Annotated in this window: 20 protein-coding genes and 1 pseudogene; 13 read left to right on the top strand and 8 right to left on the bottom strand. The window is 70.7% G+C overall.

The genetic code is table 11. From position 1 onward, the window contains the following. Positions 1-401: 401 nt before the first annotated feature. Positions 402-1595, bottom strand: coding sequence for a BN159_2729 family protein (locus tag OG780_RS34905; RefSeq protein ID WP_328454924.1), 1194 nt, complete (start codon positions 1593-1595; stop codon positions 402-404). Beyond that, positions 1592-2173 (bottom strand): RNA polymerase sigma factor, encoded by a 582-nt coding sequence (locus OG780_RS34900; protein WP_326789111.1) that lies wholly within the window; start codon positions 2171-2173, stop codon positions 1592-1594. Before OG780_RS34900 ends, OG780_RS34905 begins: the two co-directional genes overlap by 4 nt. 1105 nt (positions 2174-3278) lie before the next feature. Here OG780_RS34900 and OG780_RS34895 point away from each other — a divergent pair. From OG780_RS34895 to OG780_RS34885, 3 genes are all read left to right on the top strand, one after another. Continuing rightward, a complete protein-coding gene (locus tag OG780_RS34895; RefSeq protein WP_328454921.1) occupies positions 3279-3650 on the top strand; it encodes a hypothetical protein in 372 nt (123 codons plus the stop codon). Between the two features lie 284 nt (positions 3651-3934). After that, positions 3935-5377 carry an adenylosuccinate lyase gene (gene purB, locus OG780_RS34890; protein ID WP_328454919.1) on the top strand — a complete coding sequence of 481 codons (1443 nt, stop codon included), beginning with the start codon at positions 3935-3937 and terminating at the stop codon, positions 5375-5377. 151 nt (positions 5378-5528) lie between these two features. Next, entirely contained in the window at positions 5529-6344 is an 816-nt protein-coding gene (locus OG780_RS34885) for a nucleotidyltransferase domain-containing protein (RefSeq protein WP_328454917.1), read from the top strand. Positions 6345-6504: 160 nt separating this feature from the next. Here the strand turns inward: OG780_RS34885 and OG780_RS34880 are convergent, their stop codons facing one another. Genes OG780_RS34880 through OG780_RS34870 form a run of 3 tightly spaced genes read right to left on the bottom strand, consistent with a single transcriptional unit; the run spans position 6505 to position 8359 of the window. Then, positions 6505-6642, bottom strand: coding sequence for a hypothetical protein (locus OG780_RS34880; protein WP_328454915.1), 138 nt, complete (start codon positions 6640-6642; stop codon positions 6505-6507). Positions 6643-6701: 59 nt separating this feature from the next. After that, complete coding sequence (locus tag OG780_RS34875; RefSeq protein ID WP_328454913.1) at positions 6702-7427, bottom strand: ABC transporter permease subunit; 726 nt, start codon at positions 7425-7427, stop codon at positions 6702-6704. Positions 7428-7429: 2 nt separating this feature from the next. Beyond that, a complete protein-coding gene (locus OG780_RS34870; protein WP_328454912.1) occupies positions 7430-8359 on the bottom strand; it encodes an ABC transporter ATP-binding protein in 930 nt (309 codons plus the stop codon). A 108-nt stretch (positions 8360-8467) separates the two neighbouring features. Here OG780_RS34870 and OG780_RS34865 point away from each other — a divergent pair, with 108 nt between their 5' ends. From OG780_RS34865 to OG780_RS34855, 3 genes are all read left to right on the top strand, one after another. Next, on the top strand, positions 8468-9631 hold the full coding sequence (locus tag OG780_RS34865; RefSeq protein ID WP_328454910.1) for a sensor histidine kinase: 1164 nt from the start codon (positions 8468-8470) through the stop codon (positions 9629-9631). 14 nt (positions 9632-9645) lie between these two features. Beyond that, positions 9646-10308: a response regulator transcription factor gene (locus tag OG780_RS34860; RefSeq protein ID WP_328454908.1), complete on the top strand. Its 663-nt coding sequence runs from the start codon at positions 9646-9648 to the stop codon at positions 10306-10308. Positions 10309-10406: 98 nt separating this feature from the next. Beyond that, on the top strand, positions 10407-11564 hold the full coding sequence (locus OG780_RS34855) for an ROK family transcriptional regulator (protein ID WP_328454906.1): 1158 nt from the start codon (positions 10407-10409) through the stop codon (positions 11562-11564). A gap of 174 nt (positions 11565-11738) precedes the next feature. On the opposite strand, the gene OG780_RS34850 is transcribed toward OG780_RS34855, so the two are convergent. Next, positions 11739-12500 (bottom strand): GntR family transcriptional regulator, encoded by a 762-nt coding sequence (locus tag OG780_RS34850; protein WP_328454904.1) that lies wholly within the window; start codon positions 12498-12500, stop codon positions 11739-11741. A gap of 270 nt (positions 12501-12770) precedes the next feature. Beyond that, on the bottom strand, positions 12771-13655 hold the full coding sequence (locus OG780_RS34845; RefSeq protein ID WP_328454902.1) for an RNA polymerase sigma-70 factor: 885 nt from the start codon (positions 13653-13655) through the stop codon (positions 12771-12773). 110 nt (positions 13656-13765) lie between these two features. Here OG780_RS34845 and OG780_RS34840 point away from each other — a divergent pair, with 110 nt between their 5' ends. Beyond that, positions 13766-14419 carry an NADPH-dependent F420 reductase gene (locus OG780_RS34840; RefSeq protein WP_328454900.1) on the top strand — a complete coding sequence of 218 codons (654 nt, stop codon included), beginning with the start codon at positions 13766-13768 and terminating at the stop codon, positions 14417-14419. A gap of 177 nt (positions 14420-14596) precedes the next feature. Beyond that, the gene (locus tag OG780_RS34835) at positions 14597-15427 is read left to right on the top strand and encodes an alpha/beta fold hydrolase (protein WP_328454898.1); all 831 of its coding nucleotides are present in this window, start codon (positions 14597-14599) and stop codon (positions 15425-15427) included. A gap of 726 nt (positions 15428-16153) precedes the next feature. Here OG780_RS34835 and OG780_RS44730 read toward each other — a convergent pair. After that, positions 16154-16504: pseudogene (locus tag OG780_RS44730) on the bottom strand (EamA family transporter); the annotation flags it as partial. Between the two features lie 47 nt (positions 16505-16551). Here OG780_RS44730 and pdxR point away from each other — a divergent pair. The 5 genes from pdxR (at position 16552) to OG780_RS34805 (ending at position 20909) form a co-directional block, all read left to right on the top strand. Further along, positions 16552-18036, top strand: coding sequence for a MocR-like pyridoxine biosynthesis transcription factor PdxR (gene pdxR, locus OG780_RS34825; protein WP_328454896.1), 1485 nt, complete (start codon positions 16552-16554; stop codon positions 18034-18036). Between the two features lie 188 nt (positions 18037-18224). Continuing rightward, complete coding sequence (locus tag OG780_RS34820) at positions 18225-19820, top strand: alkaline phosphatase D family protein (RefSeq protein WP_328454894.1); 1596 nt, start codon at positions 18225-18227, stop codon at positions 19818-19820. Positions 19821-19953: 133 nt separating this feature from the next. Continuing rightward, positions 19954-20238: a hypothetical protein gene (locus OG780_RS34815; protein WP_328454892.1), complete on the top strand. Its 285-nt coding sequence runs from the start codon at positions 19954-19956 to the stop codon at positions 20236-20238. Positions 20239-20337: 99 nt separating this feature from the next. Then, on the top strand, positions 20338-20631 hold the full coding sequence (locus OG780_RS34810) for a hypothetical protein (protein WP_328454890.1): 294 nt from the start codon (positions 20338-20340) through the stop codon (positions 20629-20631). Positions 20632-20645: 14 nt separating this feature from the next. Then, positions 20646-20909 carry a hypothetical protein gene (locus OG780_RS34805; RefSeq protein ID WP_328454888.1) on the top strand — a complete coding sequence of 88 codons (264 nt, stop codon included), beginning with the start codon at positions 20646-20648 and terminating at the stop codon, positions 20907-20909. Positions 20910-21107 lie beyond the last annotated feature (198 nt).

Raw genomic sequence — 21107 nt, 5'->3', positions numbered from 1 at the left:
CAAGTAACAGGCCAGCGGGGAGTTCCCGCTGGAATCAGCATCCAAGCACTGAAGCGTGGGCCTGAGAAGTACGCCCCTGAGCACTGCCCGAGGAACTTGCCGGCACCTGTCCATGGGCGTGGCCGGGGCAAAGGCAAGTGCGTACCTTTTGGCACCGACACACCACCGGTGGACCGATCAGGGCCGATGTGCCCCATCGGCACCCTTGGGACGGACTGTCGGCAGGGTGGGAAACCAGCCATACCGAGCAACCTCGCCTACAACAGGCCAGGGTCGCTCTGCGCCAGGTGCAGTACACGGAATGTGAGCAAGTGTGGACGCGTCGCCCCGGTTCACCTCATGCAGAGGCGCGGTGCGTCACGAGTGAGAAACAGTCAGCCGAAGCGGCGCCCCGGCTGCGGTCAAGCGCTGTCCCCGGCGATTCCGCCGGAGGGCAGGGGGGTCACCGTCAGCGGGCCGTGCGCCATGACGATCGAGGCGAGCGGATAGGGGGGACCGTCCGTGCCGCGCAGGACCAGCAGGGGCATCCCCCGCTCGTCCTGGCGCCGGCCGAGCGACAGCCAGATGCGGTCGGCGCGGTCGACCTGCCCCATCCCGAGGTCGTAGATCCGCCCCCAGAGGAAGAAGGGATCGGCGGCCGTGTCACTCGCCTCCTGGAGGAGTTCGGGGACACCGTGCGCGGTGAGGTGGACGGCGACGCCGTCGAGGGTTCCCGCGGCCACCTGAGCGTGCCCGGCCGTCCTGGTCCGGACGTTGCGGGGAGCCCCGATCGCGTCGAGCCAGTACTCCCAGTCGTCCAGACAGGTGGCCTTGATGGCCACCGTCACCCGCTCGCCGTCCGCCTTGATCTGCATGGCTTCCAGACGTGCGAGGTGGTCGGACTGAAGGCTCGCGGCGACGGAGACCGCGCGGGCGGAGGCGCTGCCCCATCCGACCGGGCGTGACCGCGCGGCGGCCGGCCTCACCCGGGGAACCTGACCGTCGACGCGTTGCGGTACCGGTGCCGCCCCGTGCTCCGCCATGGCCCGTCCGGCACCGCGGTCGGCGAGATGCAGGACGATCGCACCCCGTGCGGGTGGCACGAGCGGCGAGGCGATGGAAGCCCGGTCGTGCCGCGGCTCGGGGTCCTCGCCACCGGGAACCGGCTCCCTGCGGTCCGGAACGGGCGCGGGAGCGCGATCGTGCCGTGGCTCGGAGTCCTCGTCCCCGGGAACGGGTTCCTCGAGGTCCGGGCCGGGCGCGTGCGCGTGGTCGTGCCGCGCGTCCGGCCCGGGGGCGTGCGCGTGGTCGTGCCGCGGCTCGACGTCGTCGCCGGGGATCAATCCCTTGCGGTTCAGCGCGGTGGCGATCCGCATCGCGACCTCGCTCGGGTAGCCGCAGTCCTCGACGATCGTGTCGACGGCAGCGTGATAGGCCTCCGGGCAGTTCTGCCCGGCCTCGACCTGTGTCCGCAGCCGTTCGAGGACACCTGCCCCGCCCGCTTCCACCAGACGCCCCTGCGCCTCCAGGTCGGCAACGAACTCCCGGGCGAACGCACTGAGTTGCTCGGCGAGATTGGCTTCGACGGCGGAACGGATCCCGGGCACGGTGGTCATGCCGCCACCCCCAGATACTCGCTGCGCAGCTTGGCCAGAGCCCGGAACTGCAGGGTCTTCACCGCGCCTTCGGACCGTGACATCTGACGCGCCGTCTCCAGCACCGAGAACTCCATGAGGAACCGGCGCGTGAGGACCTCGCGCTGCGGCGGCCGCAGTTGCTCCAGGGCCCGGCGCAGCAACTCCTCGTCCAGACTGATCAAAACGGTGTCCTCGGTGCTGACCGTGAGATCCTCGTCGAAGCCGAGCATGTCCTCGACGACGAACTCACGGCGCTGAGCACTCTTGCAATGGTCGATGACCTTGTTCCGGGCGATGGTGATCAGCCACCCGACGAAGCCGATACCGCGGTAGGTGAAAGTCTCGCGTTTCATCCATGCGTTGAGAAAGGTCTCGCCGGTGATGTCCTCGGCGACCTGCCGATTGCGTACACGGCGCTGTACGTAAGCCAGTACCGCGGGGTGATGCAGAGCGTAGAGCTCCCCGAACGCGTCCCGGTCACCCGCGAGCGCTCGGGCGATAAGGGCCGGTTCTCTGGTGTCGAACCGCGGTGTGGCGGCGTTAGCCTCGGCGATCAAGGCCTACTCCGTTCATGAGTGGATGAACTGTGGTGGGCATGTGCTGCGACGGTCCGCTCCGGCCATGGCCGGGCTCGGGCGCCGGATGACCGGGTCGTCGTGTCCGAAGGTTTCGAGGCGTCCCCCGCAGATGCCTCGCAGCTCCGGAGCCTGGTCGAGCCGATGCCGAGGCGGTGCAATCAGGGCCCCCTCAAAGGGACTTGCATACGTGCGACTAACTCACAGTCATGCAACATATGCAACTTGCGTACACGTGCGCAAGTTGCTTCGCCGGTATCACGGCGAGACTTTTTGGTGGGAACTGGAGTGCGAGGCGTCCCCCTTGGCCTGGCATGACACATAAACGCCTACTGACCTGCGAAGATGCACGCATGCAAGTCGCGTGCAACTTGCATACACGCGCGCTACTCTCCGGAACATGCGGAGCATGGAAGAGTCCCCCCACGAGTCCCGCGGTGAGCGACAAGCTCTCGCAAGGAGGGTGGGCGAGTACCTCACAAATGCCGCGACAGCGGCCGGGTACGACGTACGCCCACGAGCCGGTGGCCGGGCTCAGCTGGCCATCGCGATTGGAGTGAGCCTGACGACGATCAGCAGAACACTGGAAGGACGGACCCTCCCCCTTCCCTCGCAACTGACCACATGGGCGTCAGTACTTGGCCTCGACCAGCGAGAGATGTTGGTCAACAGCGGGATGCTTCCGCCGGAACACGGGCCTCAGCCCGCGGTGCGGAGGGTAGCCTCAGTAACACTCACCCCGGAGGAGGCCATGGACGCATGGGGAATCACTGATCTCAGAATCCGCACACTGCTCAGCGGGAACATCGTCCAAGCTATCGAGCTCCAAAAGGATCTCGACGCCGACGACAGCCGGGGGGCCACTGCAAGGGGGTAACGAAACGTGGCGTACAGACTGGCATCCGCGTCCACCGCCAGCTGCACAGCCGGCTGGACATTCGTGGGCGCGGGTGTCTGGCACCATACATGGGAGTTGGCGACAGTCGGGATCGGCCTGTTAACCATGGGCGTGGCCGGAGCACTTGCGGCCGTGCTCCGTCACATGGTGACGCAGGTCGACGCCCGCACACGACATGATCTCAGCGTCATGGCGGAGCACAGACGCCGCCTGGAGCTGGACATGCACAAGCGCGAGCTGGACCTGGCCCAGCGAGAGAAAGCCATGGCCCGCAGGGCCACCGTCACAGCCATCAGACTCGGCAGCCATGCCAGAGCCCTCGACGAGGCGCGGAACGCGAACACGGCACTCCGCGCCAAGAACTCCCTGCTCATGCAGGAGATCGAGGAAGTCAACGACGAGCGCAACCAACTGATCACGGCAGAGCTCACCTTCGCCCACGACCGGTTCACCTCGAAGACGTACGGGGGTCTGCGCGCTGTTGTCGGCAGCGAGCGGCCCCACCCCGATCCACACGCACAGGCAGGTTACGGAAGCCGTCCCCCGCGATCTGGATCCTGAACACCACCCTGCGAAAACGTTCCGCCGAACCGTCCACCCATCCATACGGTGAACAACTCCCTTCTGTTCAAAGGAGTTGAGCGTCAATCCGCCGGAGTCACCGGCGGGCGCAGGAGCGACGACGTGGTCTGCGGTGCGCACCGAGCGCGACACCTCCGTCCCGTCCCCGCACCTCTCACGCACGCCCCGGTCCGCCGGGGGGTGCCGCTCCGCCGCGACCTGCGCATCCGGGACGCCCCGGACATAACAGGAGCCGCGCCGGACAGCCGGTATGCTCCATGCACGTGACTGCCGCGCCTGCAAAGCCCCGTATCCCCAACGTTCTCGCCGGACGCTACGCCTCCGCCGAGCTCGCCACACTCTGGTCCCCCGAGCAGAAGGTCAAGCTGGAGCGCCAGCTCTGGCTCGCCGTGCTGCGGGCCCAGAAGGACCTCGGGATCGAGGTGCCGGACGCCGCCGTCGCCGACTACGAGCGCGTCCTCGACCAGGTCGACCTCGCCTCCATCGCCGAGCGAGAGAAGGTCACCCGGCACGACGTGAAGGCGCGGATCGAGGAGTTCAACGACCTCGCCGGCCACGAGCACGTGCACAAGGGCATGACGTCCCGCGACCTCACCGAGAACGTCGAGCAGCTGCAGATCCGGCTCTCCCTGGAGCTGATGCGCGACCGTACGGTGGCGGTCCTCGCCCGGCTGGCCAAGCTCGCCGGCGAGTACGCCGAGCTGGTCATGGCCGGCCGCTCGCACAACGTGGCCGCGCAGGCCACCACCCTGGGCAAGCGCTTCGCGACCGCCGCGGACGAGATGCTCGTCGCGTACGCCCGCCTCGAGGAGCTGCTCGGCCGCTACCCGCTGCGCGGTATCAAGGGCCCGGTCGGCACGGCCCAGGACATGCTCGACCTGCTGGGCGGCGACGCGGCCAAGCTCGCGGACCTGGAGCGGCGGATCGCCGGGCACCTCGGCTTCTCGCAGGCCTTCACCTCCGTGGGCCAGGTCTACCCCCGCTCCCTGGACTACGACGTCGTGACCGCCCTGGTGCAGCTCGCGGCCGCCCCGTCCTCGACCGCCAAGACGATCCGGCTCATGGCCGGGCACGAGCTGGTCACCGAGGGCTTCAAGCCCGGCCAGGTCGGCTCTTCCGCGATGCCGCACAAGATGAACACCCGCTCGTGCGAGCGCGTCAACGGTCTGATGGTCATCCTGCGCGGCTACGCGTCGATGACCGGCGAGCTGGCCGGCGACCAGTGGAACGAGGGCGATGTGTCGTGCTCGGTGGTCCGCCGGGTCGCGCTGCCGGACGCGTTCTTCGCGCTGGACGGCCTGCTGGAGACGTTCCTGACCGTCCTCGACGAGTTCGGCGCCTTCCCGGCCGTCGTCGCCCGCGAGCTGGACCGCTACCTGCCGTTCCTCGCGACGACCAAGGTCCTGATGGGCGCGGTGCGCGCCGGTGTCGGCCGTGAGGTCGCCCACGAGGCGATCAAGGAGAACGCCGTCGCCTCCGCCCTGGCCATGCGCGAGCAGGGCGCCGAGCGCAACGAGCTGCTCGACAAGCTCGCCGCGGACGAGCGGATCCCGCTGGACCGTGCGCAGCTCGACGAGCTGATGGCCGACAAGCTGTCCTTCACGGGCGCCGCGGCCGACCAGGTGGCCGTCGTCGTCGGCCGCGTCGAGGAGATCGTGAAGCAGCACCCGGAGGCCGCGGGCTACACGCCCGGGGCGATCCTCTGACACACCTCGCTCAAGCGGACCTGGAGGCCGCCCGCGACCGGCAGCTCGTGCCGGACACCCTCGCGGTCGGCCTCTCGGCGTTCTCCGGTGGTGTGCGGGGCCGCACCGAAACGGGTCGCGGCCGGAAACGCGCCTCGGCAGAATCCGGGGCATGGAGCGTCTGACGGAGATCGCGGACCGGCTGACCGAGGTCGACGGCGTCGTCGGTGTGTGTCTGGGAGGCAGCCGGGCCAGTGGCACGCACGGCCCGGACTCCGACTTCGATCTGGGCCTCTACTACCGGCCGCCGCTGGACATCGCGGCCCTGCGCCTGCTCGCGGCCCGGCTGACCGGTGGCCCGGTGGAGGTGACCGAGCCGGGCGGCTGGGGACCGTGGGTGGACGGTGGCGCCTGGCTGACCGTCGACGGTCACCGGGTCGACTGGATCTACCGTGACCTGGACCGGGTGCACCGTATCTGGCGGCAGTGCCTCGCCGGGCGGTTCGAGATCGGTGTCCAGCCAGGACATCCCCTGGGTGTCTACTCCCACGCCTACGTCGGTGAGCTGGCCGTCGGACAGATCCTCGCCGACCCCGGCGGTGAGCTTCGGATCCTGCGGGACCAGACGCGCCGCTACCCCGAGCCGCTGCGCGGAGCACTCATGGACAACGCGCGGTGGGAGGCACCGTTCATCCTCGCAGGCGCCCGCAAGGGGGCTGCTCGCGGTGATGTCTTCCACGTCTCCGGCTGTCTCTTCCGCGCGGTCGGACTTCTCGTTCACGCCCTCCATGCCCAGGCCCGACGCTGGGTGCTCAACGAAAAGGGGGCTGTCCGGGCGGCGGGAGAACTCGCGGTCGCCCCGCCGGAGTTCGCCGGACGGGCTCAGGGACTGTTTTCCGCGCTCGGCACCACCCCGGAGACACTGGCTGCCGCGCTCGACGACGCCGACAGCCTGGTCGCCGAGGTGTGCGGTCGCCTCGACGGCTGATCGGGTCCCGAACGGAATGGTCTCCGTGTCACCACATCACGGTGGTCACGCCGGCGCGGTCACCCCCTCACGGCAGGTCTGCCTCCACGATCACCGGATCAAGGCTGATCGGTCTCGGCGCTCACCGGATCAAGGCCGATCGGTCTCCGCGCCCACCACGTCAGGGCGGGTCCGTCTCCGTGATCACCGCCGGCAGCCCCGGGACCGCCGTACGGCCCGGCGGCCGACCCGCCGTGCCCCGTGGGAAGTCCTCGGCGCACAGCCGGTCGATCGTGGCGAGATGCTGCGCGATGGTCATGACGTCCGGTGAAGCCGCCACCGCTGACAATCGGTGAGGCGTCAGGAAAGCCAGTGCGGTCACGCGTCCCTGCGCCGGACGCACCACGCCCCCGCGCCCAGAGCCGCGGCGGTCCACAGCGCGGTCACGGCGAGCCCGCTCCAGGGTCCCAGCGCGCCGTCCCACGACGCGTGCAGGACCGTCTGCCCGGCCTTGTCCGGCAGGAAGTCCGCCACACTTCCCGACGCGCTCCCCACGACGAAGGACACGATCAGGAGGAACGGGATCAGGATGCCCAGTGTGGCCACCCCGCTGCGCAGGACGGCTGCCAGCCCCGCCGCGAACAGGGCCGTCAAGGACAGGTAGACGGCGCAGCCGACCACGCCCCGGAGCTCCTCCGTCCAGGTCAGGGCGTCGGCCCGGGAACCGAGCACGGACGTCCCGACGACCAGACCGATCACGCCCGTGACCAGGCCGGTCCCCAGGGCCGGTACGCCGATCGCCACCGTCTTGGCCAGGAACCAGCGCCCCCGGACGGGCACCGCGGCCAGCGAGACGCGGAGCGCCCCTCCCTGGTACTCGGCCGAGACCGCCTGGGCTCCGAAGGTGATGGCCGCGATCTGGCCGAAACTGACACCGAAGAAGGTCGAGAAGAGCGGGTCGAACTCCGGGTCGTCGGAGTTGTCGAGTCCGGCGAGCGCCGAGAACGCGACCGTGGCCACGAGGACGGCGAGCAGGCCCCAGAGGAGCGAGCGCAGGGTTCGGATCTTGATCCATTCCGCGCGGAGTACGGGTGCGAAGGACACGGTCAGACCTCCTGAGGCTGATTCGGGGCGGCGGCGAACTCGGTCTCGGCGGCCGTCAGATCCAGATAGGCCTGCTCCAACGTCCCTTCTTCCGAGGCGAGTTCGAGGATGGAGAGACCCGCGGCCGAGGTGAGGCGCCCGATGTCCTCCAGTCCTGCGTCGAACGCGGTCCAGCGGCCGTCCTCGCCCTCGACCGCCTCGATGCCGCGCTCCGCCAGCAGGCCCCCCAGGGCACGGCTGTCCGTGCTGCGGACCCGGACGCGAGGCCGCACGCGCGCGTCGATGAACGCGCGCATGGGCATGTCGGCCAGGAGTCTGCCGCGGCCGAGGACGACGAGCTGGTCGGCGAAGGAGGCGGTCTCGTTCATGAGGTGGCTGGAGACGAGGACGGTGCGCCCTTCCCGGGCCAGCCGGCGCAGCAGCTCCCGGATCCAGATGATCCCTTCGGGGTCCAGGCCGTTCGACGGTTCGTCCAGGAGCATCACGGGCGGGTCGCCGAGGAGGGCGGCCGCGATGCCCAGACGCTGACGCATGCCCAGGGAGTACGTCTTCACCCGGTGCCGGGCCACGGGGGCGAGCCCCGTCTCCTCCAGCACCTCGTCGACCCGGCGTTCGGGGATGCGGTTGGTGGCGGCGAGGGCCCACAGGTGGTTCCGGGCGGTCCGCGATCCGTGCGCGGCTCCCGCGTCGAGGAGGGCGCCCACCTTGCGGAGCGGTTCGTCGAGGGTGGCGTACGCGCGACCCCCGATGGTGGCGGTGCCGGAGGTGGGCCGGTCCAGGCCCAGCACGAGCCGCATGGTGGTGGACTTTCCGGCGCCGTTGGGACCGAGGAATCCGGTGACGCGGCCCGGGAGAACGCTGAAGGTCAGGTGGTCCACGGCGCGCTTGCTGCCGTACTCCTTGGTCAGGTCTTGGACGTCGATGCTGGTCATGGGCCCAGCGTGGCGGCCGCGGACCGGCTCCCGCCTCCCCCACGGGTGGAGATCCTCTCCCCCGCCCGGGGGAGGTCCGATGTCAGTGCCCGCTGTCAGGATGGCGCAATGGCCCGATTTCTGCGCCCGCTGCTGTGGGGGACGACGTACACGCGTTTGCTGCACCTGTGGGTGCCGATGCTGTTCGTCAGTGTGTGGCTGTTCATCGGCATGACGAAGCCGTGGGTGCCCGCGCTGATGCTCATTCCCCTGGGACTGATCCCGGCCGTGCGGCGGGGTGAGGGTGTGCAGGCGCGGTTCATGCTGGCGCCGGGCGAGCGGACCGGTGAGGACACGGCGTTCTCGGTCGCCCCCTCGGTAGGCCTGAGGGACCGGTGGCGGACCGTCCTCTGGCTGGAGTCGCGCATGCTGCTGAGCGTGGCGACCTCCGTGGTCACCGTGTGGCTGCCCATGTTCGCCGTCGATCTCACCAGGGCGGCCCTCGGCTACTGGCCGGGCAACGACCCCGTGGTGAGGCTCCTGGACCCGCACTGGAGCTGCGCGCTGCTCATCCCGCTGCCCCTGTTCGCCCTGTACGGCGCGGTGGTCGGCCTGGGCGAGCTGACCACCGCGCTGGCGCGGCGGCTCCTCGGTCCCTCCCCCACCGAGCGGCTCGCCGCGTTGGAGGAACGGACCGAACAACTTCTGGAGCGCAATCGCATCGCCCGCGAGCTCCACGACTCCATCGGACACGCGCTGACGGTCGCGGTGGTGCAGGCCGGCGCCGCGCGCGCGGCCGGCGACCCGGAGTTCACCTCCCGTGCCCTGGCCGCCATCGAGGAGACCGGACGGTCCGCCCTGGAGGATCTGGAGCGGGTGCTGGGAGTGCTGCGCGAGGCGCAGCGTCCCATGAGCAGCCGTCCTACGCTGACCGATGCCGACCGGCTGCTGGAGTCGGCGCGCACCTCGGGGGCCAAGGTGGACGCCGAGGTCTCGGGCCCGTTGGAGACGGTGGCCGGTCCGGTGTCCAGAGAGGGCTACCGCATCCTCCAGGAGTCGCTCACCAATGTGCTCCGCCATGCCGGGAGCGTCCCGGTGCGGGTCCGTATCGAGGTCAGGGACGGCACGCTCTCCCTGGAGGTCCGCAATCCGCTGCCGGACGGCAGAGCCGGTCCCGGACGGGGCAGCGGTCTGCGCGGCATACGGGAGCGGGCCGCGCTGCTCGGCGGCAGCGCCCGGACGGGCCCGCACGAGGGTGACTGGCAGGTGCACGCCGAGATTCCGTCGCGCTGATCTACGCTGGCCGGATGCCGGTCACCGTTCTGCTCGTCGACGACGAACCCCTCGTACGCGCGGGGCTGCGCGCCGTGCTGGAGGCGCAGCCCGACATCGAGGTCGTCGGTGAGGCCGCCGACGGCGCCGCCGTGATCCCGCTCGTCCGGAAGTCGCGGCCTGATGTGGTCGCCATGGACGTCCGGATGCCCCTGATGGACGGCATCGAGACGACCCGGGCGGTTCTGCGGACGGTCGCCGACCCGCCCAAGATCCTCGTGGTGACGACGTTCGAGAACGACGAGTACGTCTACGAGGCGCTGCGCGCCGGGGCCGACGGCTTCCTCCTGAAGCGGGCGCGGCCGGCCGAGATCGTGCACGCGGTGCGGCTGGTGGCCGAGGGCGAGTCCCTGCTGTTCCCCGCCTCCGTACGACAGTTGGCGGCCGAGTACGGGGAGACCGGTGGGAATCCTGCGGCGCGGGCGGCCATGGAGCGGGCCGCGCTGACCGAGCGCGAGGCGGACGTGCTGCGACTGATGGCACGGGGGATGTCCAACGCCGAGATCGCCGCGCGGCTGGTCGTCGGCACGGAGACGGTCAAGTCGCACGTCAGCTCCGTACTGGCGAAGCTGGGTGCCCGGGACCGTACTCAGGCGGTCATCGCGGCCTACGAGTCCGGGTTCGTGGCGCCGGGCTGACAGCGGCCCGTGAACAGGAAAGGGTCCCCGGCCCTCGCCGGGGTCCCCCGCGACGAGTACGATCCGGCCAACACGCGTACAAGCTGGGAGGACGGACGTTGGGGCGGTTGACCGGCGGGGATCCCTCTCTGCTGCGACGGATCAATTCCGCGGTGGTCCTGCACGCCTTGCGTGCCACGGACTGCGCGACCCTCACCGAGATCACCCGGGTGACCGGATTGTCACGGCCGACGGTCGAAGGGGTCGTCGAGGGGCTGATCGAGAACGGGCTCGTCGTCGAGAAGGCGGCCGAGGAGGGCGCCGCACGCCGCCAGGGGCGTCCGGCGCGCAGGTTCCGGTTCCGGGCCGAGGCGGGACATCTGCTGGGCCTGGAGATCGGCCCTCACCGCGTCGCGGCGCTGCTCGCGGACCTGGACGGGCGCGTGATGGGCGCGATGGCCAAGGACGTGGACGAGACGGCGTCCGCCGACGAGCGGCTGGAACGGCTGCGGGTGGCGGTCGCCGAGCTGCTGCGCAGGGCGGGTGTCGCCCGCAGTTCACTGCGCGCGGTGGGCGTGGGAAGCCCCGGCATCGTGGAGGCGGACGGCACCGTGCGCCTGGGCACGGCGCTGCCGGAGTGGACGGGCCTGCCGCTGGGCGAGCGGCTGAGCCGCTCCTTCAAATGCCCGGTGCTCGTGGAGAACGACGCCAACGCGGCGGCGGTCGCGGAGCACTGGAAGGGTGCGGCGACCGACTCCGACGACGTCGTGTTCGTCCTGGCGGGGCTGAGTCCGGGTGCCGGCTCGCTGATCGGCGGGCGGCTGCACCGGGGGTTCGGCGGGGCGGCCGGTGAGATCGGAGCGCTGCATCTGCTGGGCCGTGACGTCACCCCCGAGACACTGCTCTCGACGACCGACGAGCCGTTGCACCCGCTCGACGAGCAGGCGGTCGCCAAGGTGTTCGCGCTGGCCAGGGACGGCGACCAGCGGGCGCGCGCCGCGGTCGACCGCTTCATCCAGCGCCTGGTGCACGACGTGGCGGCCCTGGTCCTCGCCCTCGACCCGGAGCTGGTCGTCATCGGGGGCTGGGCGGCCGGCCTGGACGGTGTACTGGAGCCGTTGCGGAGGGAGTTGGCACGCTATTGCCTGCGTCCGCCCAGGGTGGCCCTCTCGATGCTGGGGGAAGCGGCCGTGGCCACCGGTGCGCTGCGGCTGGCCCTCGACCATGTGGAGGAGCAGTTGTTCGCGGTGGAGGGAACCGTGACCGCGCGCCACTGAGGCGCGGGTGACGCGACGACGCCGACCGCCGCCCCGGCCACAGCCACAGCCACAGCCACAGCCACAGCCACAAAACCCGTCGCGCTCCGAAGTGTTCCGGGGTGCGACGGGTGTGGTCGGACGGGTGTGGTCAGGGACGCGGCTCGACGAGCGCGGCGGTCCGGGCCGGACGGCTCAGGAGGCGCGACGCTCCGGGTCGTGGTGGATCTCCACACCACCGGAGTCACCGAACGTGAGCCGGCAGGTGTCCGCGCGGTACGTGGCCACGGACACCGCCGCGGTGCGCCCCTCGGTGAAGAAACGGGTCGTGACCACGAGAACGGGCGCCCCGGGAAGGCGGTCGAGCTCCTTGGCGTCGTCCGCGCGGGCCGAGCCCAGCTCGACGGCGCGGTCCTGGCCTTCCAGTTCCAGCCGCTGGAGCTCGCGCAGCACGGCACGCGCGCGTGCGGCACCCGAGGGCGCGTCGATCGCCGACAGGTCCGGCACCGAGGACGCCGGGACGTACAGGAGCTCGGCGGCGGCGGGCTGACCGTGCGTCACCAGGGAACGGCGTACGGTGTGCACCGACTCGCCGTCGGCGGTCTCCAGGATGCCGGCCACCGCCGCGGGCGGCGCCGCCACGGTGCAGTCCACGGCGTGCCAGGCGTCACCGACGGCCCCCGGCCACACATGCTGTTCGGTTCCGACGGCCACGCCAACGCGCGGTGGCGCGACGGTGGTGCCCACGCCGCGACGGCGCTGCAGGCGGCCTTCCAGTTCGAGCTGTTCGAGCGCTTGGCGCAGGGTCGCCCGAGCGACACCGAAGCGGGCCGCCAGGTCACGTTCGTTGGGCAGGATCTCGCCCACCGTGAACTCGGAGTCCAGCGCTTCACTCAGCACGGTCCTCAGGTGCCAGTACTTCGGTTCCGGCACCGATTCCAACTGCGTGGTCCCCACCCTGTCCTCCGCAATCGCCGTGTCCCGGCGGCGTTTTCACGCCCTTGTTTATTAAAGGTTCCTGCACTATCCCTGCGACGATAGGGCCGCCCCCACCCTTGGTCAAGACCAATCCTCGAACCCTTACGGATTGCACAGGCTCCCCGCCGCGGAGCGTTCACGGGGTGTTCTCGCCGGGCGACGTTCGCGACACAACGCCGAAAGCCCCCGTACAAAGACGGGGGCTTTCGCTCGCCTGCGGCGCCTCGGACGGAGGCGTCCTCCGGGGCATCAGCCGGCGGGGATCGACACCAGCTTCTCCGGGTTGCGCACGATGTAGACGCACTGGATACGGCCGTCCGCGACGTCCAGTTGGATGATGCTGTCGGGCTTGCCCCCGGACAGCGCGAGCACCGCGAGACCGCCGTTGACCTCGAGGAAGCGCAGCGACAGGCCGGACACACCCTTCTTGGTGACGCCGACGACGAAGCGGCCGACCTTCTCGGCCGTGTCGAGGATCCGCAGCGGCGCCTGCGCGCGGCCTCCGCTGTCGCCGATGAGCCGCGCCTCCGGTGCCAGCAGGGACACGAGTCCCTCCAGATCGCCCTCGCCCGCCGCGGCGAGGAACCGTTCGGTGAGGTCACGGCGTTCGGCCGGGTCGACCTCGTAGCGTGGCCGCCGTTCGTCCACGTGCTTGCGCGCCCGCCCGGCGAGTTGACGCACCGCCGGTTCTCCCCGGTCGAGGACGGCGGCGATGTCGGCGTACGGATAGCCGAACGCCTCCCTCAGCACGAACACCGCGCGTTCCAGCGGTGACAGGGACTCCAGGACGACGAGGACGGCGAGGGAGACGGAGTCCGCGAGGACGGCCCGCTCGGCGCTGTCGGGCACGGCCTCGCCGAAGTCGGTGACGTACGGTTCCGGGAGCCACGGTCCGACGTAGGCTTCACGGCGGGACCGGACCTGGCGCAGCCGGTCGATGGCGAGCCGGGTCGTGACGCGGACCAGGTACCCGCGTGGTTCCCGCACATCCGACCGGTCCTTGCCGGACCAGCGCAGCCACGCTTCCTGGACGACGTCCTCCGCGTCGGCCACTCGGGCGAGCATGCGGTACGCGACACCCATCAGTAAGGGGCGGTGTTCTTCGAAGACATCGGTCGCCGTGTCGCCTGCCACCGAACCATCCCACCCGACACTTTCCCCGGTGTCCAGGCGAATCGGCCGCCCCGGAGCACAATGACCGCGGGCCGCCGGTGGCCGGCGGTCCCGAAACGGGAGGAACGACGATGCGATACGGGGTACTGGGCACGGGCGACGTGGGGCGCGCCCTTGCCGGCAAACTGGTCGAACTGGGTCACGAGGTCTCCTTGGGTTCGCGCACCAAGGACAACGCGGCGGCCGTCGAGTGGGCCGGCGGCGCGGGTCCCACCGCCCGTCACGGCACTTTCGCGGACGCCGCGGCGTTCGGCGAGGTGGTCGTGAACGCGGTGGGCGGGCGGATCGCGCTCGCCGTACTGCGGTCGGCCGGGGAGGAACACCTGGACGGCAAAGTGCTGTTGGACGTCTCCAACCCCCTGGCGTTCGAGGACGGCGAGCTGCGGCTCTCCCCCGTCGAGTCGGACAGTGTGGGCGAGCAGATCCAGCGGGAGTTCCCGCGGGCCCGGGTGGTGAAGAGTCTCAACACCGTCAACTGCCAGGTGATGGTCGACCCTTCCAGAGTGCCGGGCGAGCACCAGATCTTCGTCTCCGGTGACGACGAGAGCGCCAAGGAGCAGGTGACGGCGCTGCTGGGCGAGTTCGGCTGGCCCGCGCAGCGTGTGTTCGACCTGGGGGGCATCCGCACCGCGCGGGTCGTGGAGATGTACGTGCCGCTGTGGGTCAAGCTCATGCAGGGCATCGGGCACGCGGACTTCAACGTGGAGGTGCGCAGGGCGCGTTAGTGCCCCACGGAGACGTGCGACCGGGGCGGCGGCTGACGTGTGACGGCTGGCGTGTGATGACTGGCGTGTGACGGCTGACGCACGGTTCGTGACGGCTCGGGGCTACCCGTCGGTAGCACTTGCTGACAAGCTGTCTACAAGATGGTTCGTCACAGCGTTCAGACGAGGAGCAGTCCCATGTCCGACACGGTCACCGTCAGCCTCCCCTCACCGCGCGGCCCCAAGGCGGTCACCGTGTCCTACGCGCGCGTGGGCACCGGCGAACCGCTGCTCCTGCTGCACGGCATCGGCCACCACCGTCAGGCCTGGGACCCGGTCATCCCCATCCTCGCCGCCGAACGCGACGTGATCGCCGTCGACCTTCCCGGCTTCGGCGCGTCCCCGGCGCTGCCCGAGGGAATGACCCACGACCTGTCGACGGTGGTGCCCCTGCTCGGCGCGCTGTGCGAGGCACTGGAGATCGAACGGCCGCACGTCGCCGGCAACTCGCTCGGCGGGCTCCTGGCCCTGGAACTGGGGCGCGAGAAGCTCGTACGGTCCGTCACCGCGCTCTCACCCGCCGGCTTCTGGTCACCGGTGGAGCGGCGTTACGCCTTCGGCCTGCTGATCGCCATGCGGCAGGCTGCCCGCCGCACGCCCGTCCCGGTCATCGAGCGGCTCTCCCGCTCGGCAGCCGGACGGGCGGTGCTGACCAGCTCCATCTACGCCCGGCCCGGCCGCCGTTCACCTGACGCGGTCGTCGCCGAGACCCTCGCCCTGGCCCACGCCGAGGGATTCGACGAAACCCTGCGGGCAGGTACGAACGTCCAGTTCACGGACGACATCCCGACACTCCCCGTCACCGTGGCCTGGGGCACCCGCGACCGACTGCTGATCCGCCGCCAGGGTGTCCGGGCCAAGCAGATCATTCCGCGGGCACGACTGGTGCGGCTGCCCGGCTGCGGCCACGTCCCGATGAACGACGACCCGGCGCTCGTCGCCCGCGTCATCCTCGACGGAAGCCGCTGAGCCGTCCTCAGCGGCAGCGGTCGTACGGCCCTGGTCTGCAGTGGTCGTACGGTCCCGGTCGACAGCGGTCGTACGGTCATGGGCGACGGCGGTCGTACGGTCGTGGTCGGTAATGGTCGTACGGTCCCGGGCGGCGGTTTTCGATCGGTCATGAGCGGCTGTCGTCGAGCGGCCCCTCGCGGCAGCCCGGCGGCCCCGCCCGACGACGAGGCTCAACGCGCCTGATCCGAGGGCGACTCCGGTGCCCACGAGGGCACTTCCCGCAGCCTGCGCGATCCCGTAGGCGCCCGTGCCCACGAGCGGCGCGGTGCAGGCGGCTGATACCGGGATGAGCCCGGAGAAGAGCGTGGCGCGCTCCGCGCCGATGCGCTGCACGCCCGTGTACCAGCACACGAAGCCGACGACCGTGACGACCGCCGCCTGCCACACCAGCGCGGTCGCCTCGGTCGCGTCCGGCACCCGCAGCCATCTGCCGCCGCCGGTGATCACCCCGACCACCGCCGACTCCGCCGCGGCGACACCGCACACGGTGGCCGACAACAGCCGCGGCCCGAGCGGACGCAGGACCGGTACGGCCAGGACGGCGAAGCCGACTTCCCCGGCCAGCGCGCCCAGGGAGTACGCGATCCCGGCCGCGTCCGTGCGACCCCACCCCTGGACGGCGGACGCGCCGAGAGCGACGAGCAACGCCCCGTACAGGACCCGGCGTTGTGGACGACGCCCGTCCTGAAGCGGTACGAGCACCGCGACGACGACCGGGGCGCAGCCCACGAAGACGCCGGGGACGGCCGGTTCCGCCGTGCGCTCGGCGGCGAGGACCGCGAGGTTGAAGCCGACCATGCCGACGGCCGCGATCAGCGCGAGGCGCCCCCACTGGCGGAGCATGAGCCGCCGCAGCGGGGCGGCGCCGCCCCGGCCGACGAGGGGCAGCAGAAGGACACAGGCGAGCCCGTAGCGCAGGAACTGGCCCCCCGCGTACGGATAGTGGCCCATGACGCTGTTGGCGGTGAAGGAACCTCCGACGAGGACGCAGGCGAGGGCGGCGAGCAGCGCGCCCCGGGTGGTGGTGGCGTTCATGGCTCCGACGCTATGGACGGGCGTGGCCCGGTTTAAGGTCCACTTCCATGACGTCATCGGGGACCAATCGCGGCGGGCCGCCACGTCCCGCTCCGACAGCGGCGGCACCCTCGTGGACGGCCGCGTGGGAGCTGCTCCTGCCGGCCGCGTCGGCGCCGCCCCGCGCGCGTGGTCGCACCCTTCAGGCCGCACTGCGCGAGGCGGTCCGCTCCGGGCGTCTCGCTCCCGGCACCCGGCTTCCGTCCAGTCGCGAACTGGCCGGAGATCTCGGCGTGTCGCGGGGGCTGGTCACCGAGGCGTACGAGCAGTTGACCGCGGAAGGGTATCTGCGCAGTGACCGCGGGGCCGGTACCTGGGTCGGTGGCGCGGTCCGCGCGGTGGGCCCGCGCGCGCGTGACCGTGCCCCGCGGGCGGCCGGGGTGCGGGCCGACTTCGTCGCGGGAACCCCCGACCTGTCTCTCTTCCCGCGCTCCGCGTGGGCCGCGGCGCACCGCGGAGTGCTGGCCGAACTGCCCCACCAGGCACTGGGCTACCCGGATCCGCGTGGTCTGCCGAGACTGCGGACCGCCCTCGCCGAACTCCTCGTACGCCGCCGGGGCGTGGTCGCGGACCCGGAGCGCGTCGTCGTGGTCTCCGGGGTCGCCCAGGCGATGACACTGCTCGGATTCGTGCTCCACGCGCGCGGGACACCCACCGTGGGCGTCGAGCATCCGGGCAGCCCGGAACTGGGCTCGCTGTTCGCCTCGGCCGGCGTCGGCACCGTACGGCTGCCGCTGGACGACGAGGGCCTGGCGGTCGCTCCGCTCCATGCCTCCGGTGTACGAGCCGTGGTGACGACGCCCGCCCACCAGTTCCCCACGGGGATCGCCTACTCGGCACGGCGCCGCGCCGAACTCCTCGACTGGGCCCGGTCCGTGGACGGGCTGGTGGTCGAGGACGACTACGACGGCGATTTCCGCTACGACCGTGCCCCGGTGGGCGCCCTCCAGGGACTCGATCCCGAGCATGTCGCGTACACGGGCTCGGTCAGCAAATCGTTCGCTCCGGGGCTTCGGCTGGGCTGGCTCCTCGTTCCGGCGCGCCATTTCGAGGAGGTCGTCGAGCGCAAACGCACCATGGACCTCGGCAACCCGGTCCTCGATCAGGCGCTCCTGGCCCGCTTCGTCGAGCGTGGCGACTACGACCGTCAACTGCGCCGCTGCCAGCGCGCCTACCGGGAGCGGCGTGACGTCCTGGTCGCGGCCCTGGAGGAGCACTTTCCGGGCACGGAGGTCTCCGGCATCGCGGCCGGTCTGCACGTCGTCGCCGCGCTGCCCGGCCGGTACGGGCCACAGGACCGCTTCGTCGTACGGGCCGCGGCGGCCGGGGTCCTGGTCCGGCCGTCGGCACACTACGGAGCGACGGCCGCGGACGGCGTACGGCTCGTGCTGGGGTACGCCCATCTGCCGCCCGCGCGGATACGGGACGGCGTGCGACTGATGGCGGAGGCCGTACGCGGCCGGGGCGCGCTTGACGAGTGCTCGGCGCCCTGAGACACCACACCCAGGTTCGGGGCGGTTTCTCCGGGCCCCACGCCGTCGACCGGGTCCGGCTCCGCAGGATCCGCGTCGATTCCGCACATACCGGGGCCGGTTGTTCACCCGTGGTTTGCGTGCGCGCTGCGGCGTACCAGTAGTTGTGGCTCTGCACACTGGCCGAATCCGTCCCCGGAGGCGTATCCATGTCGCACCGTCCGCTCAGCTCGATCCCCGGCCGCCGCAGCGTGCTGCGCGGTTCCCTGGCCGCGTCGGCGGCGCTGGCCCTGCCCACCACGCTCGGCTCGGCACCGGCCCTCGCCCTGTCCGGCCGACCGAAGGCGGGCTGGGGCGTCCAGACCGGCGACGTGACCACCGACTCCGGCCTGGTGTGGGTCCGCTCCGACCGGCCCGCACGGATGATCGTCGAGACCTCGGCGACCGCGTCGTTCCGCGACTCGCGCAGATGGCACGGTCCGCTGCTCGGCGCGGACACGGACTTCACGGGGACCATCCGGCTGCGCGGACTGCCGTCCGGTGAACAGATCCACTACCGCGTCCTGCTCGCCGACCCCGACGACCCCCGGCGCACCGGGGAGCCGGTGCCCGGGACGTTCCGTACGGCTCCGCACAGCCGGCGCGGCGGCGTGCGCTTCCTGTGGTCGGGCGACCTGGCGGGACAGGGCTGGGGCATCAACCCGGACATCGGCGGCTACCGCATCTACGACGCGATGGCCCGGCTCGACCCCGACTTCTTCCTGTGCAGCGGTGACAACATCTACGCGGACGGTCCGATCGCCGCGACGGCCGCGCTCCCGGACGGCAGCACCTGGCGGAACATCACGACCGAGGAGAAGTCCAAGGTCGCCGAGTCGCTGGCGGAGTTCCGCGGCAATTTCCGCTACAACCTGCTCGACGAGAACCTCAAACGGTTCAACGCCCAGGTGCCTTCCGTCATCCAGTGGGACGACCACGAGGTGCGCAACAACTGGTATCCCGGTGAGGTGGTCGCCACCACGGACACGCGCTACACGGAGAAGAGCGTGGACGTCATGGCGGCCCGAGCCCGGCGCGCGTTCAGCGAGTACTTCCCCGTGTCCACCCTGCGCCCGGATGACCGGGACGGACGCGTGCACCGGGTCATGCGTCACGGTCCGCTCCTGGACGTGTTCGTCCTCGACATGCGCACCTACCGCAACGCCAACTCGCCGGACAACCAGACGACGGATCCGCAGGGCATCCTCGGCGCCGGGCAGTTGGAGTGGCTGAAGCGCGAGCTGTCGCGCTCGCGGGCCGTGTGGAAGGTGATCGCCGCGGACATGCCGCTCGGCCTCGTCGTACCGGACACGACCGAAGGCCGGCCGAACATCGAGGCCGTGGCGCAGGGGGACCCCGGCCTGCCCCTCGGACGGGAACTCCAGCTGGCCGAGCTGCTGCGCTTCATCAAGCACCGTCGGATCACGGGCACCGTGTGGCTCACCGCGGACGTGCACCACACGTCGGCGCAGCACTACCAGCCGTCGCGGGCCGCGTTCACCGACTTCGAACCGTTCTGGGAGTTCGTCTCCGGTCCGCTGAACGCCGGAGCCTTCCCGGCCAGCGTGCTGGACAACACGTTCGGTCCGGAGCGGGTGTTCGTGAAGGCACCCGTCGCCTCGAACGTCTCGCCCGCCGGCGGCTATCAGTTCTTCGGCGAGGTCGACATCGACGGCGGCAGCGGCGAGTTGACGGTGCGGCTGCGGGAGCAGGACGGGACCGTGCTGTTCTCACAGGTGCTCCAGCCGGGGCGCGTAGGCCAGTAGGGGCACCGGTCCGCCTGGCCCGGGACCACACCTCGCCGGCTCGACTCGGTCATGAAGACTCCTCCACCGGCCTTCGCGGTACCGTCACCGCAGTCGATCACGGGGAGGGGCACGGATGATCAGGCGGTGGCCGATGACCGTAGGCGTGAACCTGTTGCTCGGAATCCCAGGGGTGGTGCCGATCTGGTTGCTGTGGTTCCTGACGGCGAACTGGATCGATCCGGAGCCGACGGAGAACGACGGCATGGCCCTCTGGCTGGTGATCGTCGTACCCGTCGTCGGCCTGTACGCGCTGCTGTGGTCGGTCACCAACCGGGCCCTCGCACGCAGGACCTCGCTCGCCGCTCGGAGCTACTGGCTGCTCAGCGTGACGGGCACGCTGCTGCCCACCACCGCACTCATCCTGATGTACCCCTGAGCCGGACCACCGCACACAGGCGAGAGTCGTTCTCATCAGGGCACCGGCCAACTGTCTTATGATCCCTCGGATCAAACAAAGGTCGGAGGATCACGTCGTATGAGTACCGGACCCGACCTGGTGGGGGTCGTCGCGTCGGCCCGGGCGATGGGAACGCTCTCGATTCTCGCCGGGACCACTGGGGCGCTCCCCGTACTGCTCGGCCACACACAGGGGATGAGCGGCGCGGCGATCACCACTTCGGCGCTGTTGCTCTTCGGCCTCCCCTTCGCATGGTTCGCCGGCCCCCGCCGCACCTGGTATCGGGAACGGCTCGAAGCCGCCGCTCCCACACCCCGGGAGCCGTGGTGGTGTCACGGAAGGACGAGTACCGACGCGTCACAGAACCGCTGACGAAGGGGGTGATCGTGGTTCTCGTGGTTGAACTGTTCGTCGCCTTCATGACGGGCGTCCCCATAGGACTGGCGCTCAGCGGCATCGGCGCGGGCCTGCTCAGTCAGGCACATTGGCTTGCACGACAGGAACGGAAGCGGAGCGTTCGGATCGTCTGCCCGCTGTCCCCGGGGCGGGTCGCCGCGGACGACCCCCACCTCTCTGTGTACCGGGCGGTGCCGTTCTTCACCGATTCCGGTCACGCGCCCGCCGACCAGCCGGAATCAAGGGCGCATTGACGCTTCCGCTGACGGGCATGACCCTTCGCGCCGGGTGGCGCCGCATGGAGACGTACCGGGTTCGCATCGCAACGAACCGTAGACCACGCGCAGTTGCGGGAAGACCCGGCCGCCGGCCGAAGGACAACCGCATTCGTCCCCCTCGGCAGAGTGTCGTCGCAGGTCAGAGGTGATTGTCAGTGGTCGCCTCTACGGTTT

It is taken from the genome of Streptomyces sp. NBC_00386 (assembly GCF_036063235.1).
Taxonomy (GTDB): Bacteria; Actinomycetota; Actinomycetes; order Streptomycetales; family Streptomycetaceae; genus Streptomyces.
This window is presented reverse-complemented; position numbering and strand designations above follow the sequence as displayed.

What these genes read in the sequence shown, in the direction of transcription:
- OG780_RS34905 (WP_328454924.1), bottom strand. Translation starts at nt 1,595, where the DNA reads ATGACCACCGTGCCCGGGATCCGTTCCGCCGTCGAAGCCAATCTCGCC.
- OG780_RS34895 (WP_328454921.1), top strand. Translation starts at nt 3,279, where the DNA reads ATGGCGGAGCACAGACGCCGCCTGGAGCTGGACATGCACAAGCGCGAG.
- OG780_RS34885 (WP_328454917.1), top strand. Translation starts at nt 5,529, where the DNA reads ATGGAGCGTCTGACGGAGATCGCGGACCGGCTGACCGAGGTCGACGGC.
- OG780_RS34880 (WP_328454915.1), bottom strand. Translation starts at nt 6,642, where the DNA reads ATGACCATCGCGCAGCATCTCGCCACGATCGACCGGCTGTGCGCCGAG.
- OG780_RS34870 (WP_328454912.1), bottom strand. Translation starts at nt 8,359, where the DNA reads ATGACCAGCATCGACGTCCAAGACCTGACCAAGGAGTACGGCAGCAAG.
- OG780_RS34865 (WP_328454910.1), top strand. Translation starts at nt 8,468, where the DNA reads ATGGCCCGATTTCTGCGCCCGCTGCTGTGGGGGACGACGTACACGCGT.
- OG780_RS34860 (WP_328454908.1), top strand. Translation starts at nt 9,646, where the DNA reads ATGCCGGTCACCGTTCTGCTCGTCGACGACGAACCCCTCGTACGCGCG.
- OG780_RS34840 (WP_328454900.1), top strand. Translation starts at nt 13,766, where the DNA reads ATGCGATACGGGGTACTGGGCACGGGCGACGTGGGGCGCGCCCTTGCC.
- OG780_RS34835 (WP_328454898.1), top strand. Translation starts at nt 14,597, where the DNA reads ATGTCCGACACGGTCACCGTCAGCCTCCCCTCACCGCGCGGCCCCAAG.
- pdxR (WP_328454896.1), top strand. Translation starts at nt 16,552, where the DNA reads ATGACGTCATCGGGGACCAATCGCGGCGGGCCGCCACGTCCCGCTCCG.
- OG780_RS34820 (WP_328454894.1), top strand. Translation starts at nt 18,225, where the DNA reads ATGTCGCACCGTCCGCTCAGCTCGATCCCCGGCCGCCGCAGCGTGCTG.
- OG780_RS34815 (WP_328454892.1), top strand. Translation starts at nt 19,954, where the DNA reads ATGACCGTAGGCGTGAACCTGTTGCTCGGAATCCCAGGGGTGGTGCCG.
- OG780_RS34810 (WP_328454890.1), top strand. Translation starts at nt 20,338, where the DNA reads ATGAGTACCGGACCCGACCTGGTGGGGGTCGTCGCGTCGGCCCGGGCG.